Genomic DNA, 5,104 nt, shown 5'->3' with positions numbered 1-5,104 from the left:
ACTGCGAGCGCTCTAATTCTGTCTGAGTCTGTTGTAGTTGAGACTGCGAGCGCTCCAATTCTGTCTGAGTCTGTTGTAGTTGAGACTGCGAGCGCTCTAATTCTATTTTTGAATATTTCCTAATTTTGTAAATATCAAGCCAATCTTGAAAAAGCCAGTCTTTAAAACAAATATCAACTTCTAATGGGTCTAAGTGAACTGGTTGGCATTTTAAATCAGCTTGATTATTCAAATCATTATATAATTCCACTGCTTCTGGAAAAAACCTTTTAATTAGCATCGGTCTGTGACCGTTTGGTGCTAAATTACTCATCAATGATTTATCTACAATCCCTTCATTAGGCTCTTTAAGTTGAAGACCAAATTTATTTCCACATAAAGTTGAGATAACAGTGTAGTCTGCAATTACAGTCTCAGTATTTAAGAGAATGCATTTATCTGGAAATTGATGATAAAAATCTAAGATGATTTTGTTATAGTGCATCCAGATTTGTAAAGCGTATTTAGGATTGCTATAAAATATTTCATCTACTCCCCGACGATATAAAGAATCGATAACTTCCCAAGGCGATCTATATGTAAATATAAAATATGCTTGCGGTAGTAAATTTTTCCAAAAATATAAGAAAAGAGTAGTGCGTGGATCTTTCCATCCCCAGTAATTCAGTGTTGCGTTTTCAGCGATAATTAGTTTTGCTTTGTCAAACAATTGTTGTGGTATGTGGATATCTTTCTGTATTGTCCATCCTTCCTGAGTAATACCTTGAGAACGTAAAGCACATTTGTGAAAATCTACGAAGTCTAAGTTTTCAAAATGGCCTTTTGGGTTACTAGGAGCTGCATCCATTAATCTCTCACCTATATTCACTCCTGCACTTTCCATCAACGATGCAGTGAGAGAAGTGCCAGAACGGTGCATTCCAGTAATTATGAAAATTGAAGAAGATTTGTTATCTTGGCTCATCATAAGCTTGCCTTATTTAGTTATCAATAAATCCAATTGATATGGATAAGTTGCAGATTATAGAGATATTTAAATATTATGTCCGATGAGTGACAGTTTTTTCATAAATTTTGCTTATACTATCAGGATATCAGACGCTTAATATGGTGCAGTTATCCTTGTGAATTCTGATATTTTATCAAATAAGGGTCTCTGAATATAAAGCTTTTGGCTCTATTCTGATGCATCGATCTAAAATACAATATAAATTTCTATTATTTTTTTAATAAATGTTCATTCTTATTGCGGAAGTACAGAGTTTAGGTACTTATTTACAACCTCATCTGTATTCCCAGTTAATTGGAGCTTACCTTTATCTAACCATATAGATTTTTGACAAGATTCTTTGATAAATTTCAAATCATGAGATACTACTAAAATAGTCACATTTTCATCCCATAACTTTTTAATTCGTTGCTTACATTTATTCTTAAAACTTTCATCACCTACAGATAGTACCTCATCTAGAATTAAAATATCAGGCTGCACATCTGTTGCAATAGCAAAACCTAGCCTTGCCACCATACCTGAAGATAATCCTTTCACTGGAACAAAGGCATAATCTTGCAATTCTGCAAATTCCAAAATTGAAGGCGCTCTATTTCGCATTTCTGATCTAGAATATCCTAGCAGTACACCATAGAGCAGAATATTATCCATTACGGAAATTTCCAAGTCAAAACCTGCTCCTAATTCAATCAAAGGAGCAATTTGACCTCGTACCCGTACTGTTCCACTGGTAGGTTGCAAAATTCCAGAAATGACCTTTAGAAGAGTGGATTTACCAGAGCCATTCGCACCAATAATACCAATTTTTTCGCCTTTTTCAACTACGAAATCAATTTTATCCAGAACTAACTTTTTCACTGATTGACGATATTTACCTTCTAAAATAGATAGCATTGTTTTCTTAAGGTCATAAGAAAACTCCTCTTGTGTCCGTCGCAACAGCGAAACATTATCCAGCCGAATTACTTCCATTTACAGCAAATCCATAAAATGATGTCGCCACAAGTGAAAACAAGTCCATCCCAGGGCTAAAATAATTACTCCACTAAGCAAAGCACCCCAAATTAAGCCTAAATCTGGTACAGAACCTGATAATGTAATCTGACGCAGACTTTCAATAATTGGTGATAATGGATTTAAACCTAAAAACTGCTTTACCTGCGGTGGAACAATAGCTGCTGGATAAAATATAGGACTACTCAGCCAAATTACAAATACAACTAACTCATAAAAGTAAGGCAAGTCTCTAAAAAAAACGTACAAAGCACTTACTAAAAAACTAACTCCTGTAGAAACTAAAACTAGGGCCATAAATGGAAATATCAGCGCCAACACATTGACTAAACTTTTAGAATTAATCAAAGTCATCAATGCCAGCAATGGAAATGTCCCTAGTGAAAACTGAAATACATTTGCGGCAATCATTGATACAGGGAAAACGCTGACTGGCAGATGAATTTTATTTAAAAGTGAGCCATTACTGACTACACTGCTCAATGCTTGAGATGTAGAAGCTGAGAAAAAGTTGATTACCACCAGGCCCGTAAATGCAGCTAATACATAGTTCAGTATTGAGTTGTTATAATATGATGCAAAAGTTGTCCCAAAAATTGCAGAGTATAACCCGGTCATAATCAACGGGTTCAATAGCGACCAATAAATCCCCAAGAACGAACCTCGATAACGCACTCTGAGATTCCGCGCTACCAAAACATGCAGCAATTCCCAATAGCGCCGCACTTGCAACCAAGTTGAATTATCTTTAAGCGAAATTCTCATCCTTAAAAACCACCACACACCACAGGCAAGTTATTTGCGAATTTTAAACTACTGGAGTGTACTTTGCCGCACTAGCCTACCATTAAAAACTTTATTTTAAAAAGCATTGTTCAATACACAACTTAATAATTCCCAATTTTATCCTCTAAGCACATCCTACCCCGGCAAGACTAGTTAATTTATCAATTGGTTCCTAGAACTCTCCGCCACAAACCAGCAGGTTAGATATATCACAAAAGTGTTTAAAAGTCAAAGATAATCCTTTTCAAGATATTCTACTCATTGGATAATCTAAGCGCGACTCTATAGACCTAACTCAAATTATCTGGATCAATTCCTTGCGATCGCAAATACTCTGCCAATCGCTCTGCTCGTTGATATTCTTGTTCAGCCCGTTGACGTTCTTGTTCAGTTTTTTCTCCTCGCGTTAGTACCCAACCTGCTGCATTATACCAACGTAACCATAAACCTGTTGTCTGCTGATAAGAACCTTGCCAAAGTCCCAATCCTAGTTCTAACTCTTCCAACCATAAGCGGTTCTCTAGTAAAGATATTGCCTCGTAGCGAGTGCCTATGAGTTGAAAGGTACGCAAACGATTTTCATAGCGATCGTAGACAACGTAGGGAGCCCGCAAAATATGTTCATATACTTCCCACTTTGTTGGGGGTCGATTTACCTCGCGCAGTGTTTTTCCTAAGTCTTCTTGTTCTGTACCTGGTGAAAGTAATTCAACTACTAAAAATGGATCAACCCCCTCTTTTGGAATTTTCTTCCTCATCTCCACTGAATTTTTAAGAGCAGAGTCACGGATTCCGCTACACTGAGACTTGGTTTATCTGAATTGTAATCAGGCATGGAAATCGGACAAAAGGTTAAAGTCTTTCGCTTGCGCGATCGCGTCTCTGCCCCGGTTGTAAAAAAGCTGGGACAAGTGGGTATCATCCAAGGCTACAAAGTCACTGATGGTGGCAGTATCGGTGTAGTGGTGCAGTTTGACGACAAAACTTCTACTTGGTTTTTTGAAGATGAAATCAAACCTGTGTAGCTGTAAAGAACTCAGATACGGGTTTTTCTTGGCATCTGAAATTTATTGCACAGGCTGAGATTCTTTGTTGAATGCTAAGTTGGAGTTGAAAAGACCGGCGGTGAAAATAGGAATTAAGTAATGGCTTTAATATTGACATTTTTGGGCAAAGGCGGCACCGCTCGTACCAAAATTGCGATCGCCGCCGCCAAATTATTGGCAAGTCAAGGCAAGCGCGTACTTCTAGCAGGACAAGCAGAACCAACGTTGCAAATCCTGCTGGGTACTCCCATTGCTGCCGATCCCCAGGAAATAGCTCCCAAGTTGCAAGTAGTCCAGTTTCAAGCATCTGTACTCCTAGAACGCAACTGGGACGAAGTGAAGAAACTTGAGGCGCAATACCTCCGCACGCCCATCTTCAAAGACGTTTTTGGTCAAGAACTGGTAGTATTGCCGGGGATGGACAACGCCCTAGCACTGAATGCTATCCGTGAATATGATGCCAGTGGCAAATATGATGCGATCGTCTACGATGGCACAGGCGACTCTTTAACGTTGCGGACGTTGGGTTTGCCAGAATCTCTCAGTTGGTATGTCCGGCGATTTCGGCAATTGTTTGTCAACTCCGATTTGGGAAAGACGATTACTGAATCACCCTTGATTCAACCGCTGATTAGCAGTTTTTTCAATATCAACTGGACAGCAGATAACTTTTCTCAACCCACTAACCAAGTCAATAATTTCTTGGAAAAAGGGAGAGCCGCTCTTGTTGATCCTAAGCGTCTCGCTGCTTTCTTAGTAACTACAGGAGATCCCATTGAGGTAGCAAATGCTCGTTATTTGTGGGGTAGCGCTCAACAAATTGGTTTAACTGTTGGTGGTGTTCTGCTTGTGTCTACTGAGAACAATGTTAACATATCGGAGGAATTTATCCCCCTACCTGTGAGCGTTGTTCCCGACTCGCCAACAGGTGACTGGCAACCACTGATAGACGCCCTACCCAACTTTGAAGCACAAGCTTTACAGGCTCCCAAACCCATTGAAATAAACACCCACAATCGTCAAGTAAGCTTATTCTTGCCAGGTTTTGACAAAAAGCAAGTCAAACTTACCCAATATGGGCCAGAGGTCACGGTAGAAGCAGGAGATCAGCGACGCAATATTCCTTTACCCCCGGCTCTGAGTGGCAGACCCGTTACTGGAGCAAAGTTTCAAAATAATTATTTGATAATTTCGTTTTAAGTTAGTTAGGAATAAAGTTAGGAGTTAAGAGTGAGGAGTTAGGAAT

The 5,104-nt window shown here is 39.0% G+C and carries 5 protein-coding genes and 1 pseudogene; 2 read left to right on the top strand and 4 right to left on the bottom strand.

The features are described 5' to 3' along the window. The 4 genes and pseudogenes from ACFFAP_RS35595 to ACFFAP_RS35580 form a co-directional block, all read right to left on the bottom strand. A partial coding sequence (locus ACFFAP_RS35595) for a sulfotransferase family protein (protein WP_375515624.1) occupies nt 1-967 on the bottom strand: 967 nt, incomplete at its 3' end. 276 nt (nt 968-1,243) lie between these two features. Next, nucleotides 1,244-1,984, bottom strand: coding sequence for an ABC transporter ATP-binding protein (locus ACFFAP_RS35590; RefSeq protein ID WP_375515623.1), 741 nt, complete (start codon nt 1,982-1,984; stop codon nt 1,244-1,246). Beyond that, entirely contained in the window at nt 1,985-2,791 is an 807-nt protein-coding gene (locus tag ACFFAP_RS35585) for an ABC transporter permease (RefSeq protein WP_375515622.1), read from the bottom strand. Nucleotides 2,792-3,102: 311 nt separating this feature from the next. Next, nucleotides 3,103-3,558, bottom strand: a pseudogene (locus ACFFAP_RS35580) (Uma2 family endonuclease); the annotation flags it as partial. A gap of 87 nt (nt 3,559-3,645) precedes the next feature. Between ACFFAP_RS35580 and ACFFAP_RS35575 the strand changes: the two are divergent. Beyond that, complete coding sequence (locus tag ACFFAP_RS35575; RefSeq protein ID WP_375515621.1) at nt 3,646-3,837, top strand: DUF2862 domain-containing protein; 192 nt, start codon at nt 3,646-3,648, stop codon at nt 3,835-3,837. Between the two features lie 120 nt (nt 3,838-3,957). Then, nucleotides 3,958-5,058, top strand: coding sequence for an ArsA family ATPase (locus ACFFAP_RS35570; protein WP_375515620.1), 1,101 nt, complete (start codon nt 3,958-3,960; stop codon nt 5,056-5,058). Nucleotides 5,059-5,104 lie beyond the last annotated feature (46 nt).

The sequence above is a fragment of the uncultured Nostoc sp. genome, assembly GCF_964245575.1.
Lineage (GTDB): Bacteria > Cyanobacteriota > Cyanobacteriia > Cyanobacteriales > Nostocaceae > Nostoc.
Note: the sequence above shows the minus strand (reverse complement) of the source record. Positions and strands in the feature narration are given on the sequence as shown.

Excerpts from the sequence above, each read along its gene's own strand:
- ACFFAP_RS35590 (WP_375515623.1), bottom strand. The coding sequence starts at position 1,984 with ATGGAAGTAATTCGGCTGGATAATGTTTCGCTGTTGCGACGGACACAA.
- ACFFAP_RS35585 (WP_375515622.1), bottom strand. The coding sequence starts at position 2,791 with ATGAGAATTTCGCTTAAAGATAATTCAACTTGGTTGCAAGTGCGGCGC.
- ACFFAP_RS35575 (WP_375515621.1), top strand. The coding sequence starts at position 3,646 with ATGGAAATCGGACAAAAGGTTAAAGTCTTTCGCTTGCGCGATCGCGTC.
- ACFFAP_RS35570 (WP_375515620.1), top strand. The coding sequence starts at position 3,958 with ATGGCTTTAATATTGACATTTTTGGGCAAAGGCGGCACCGCTCGTACC.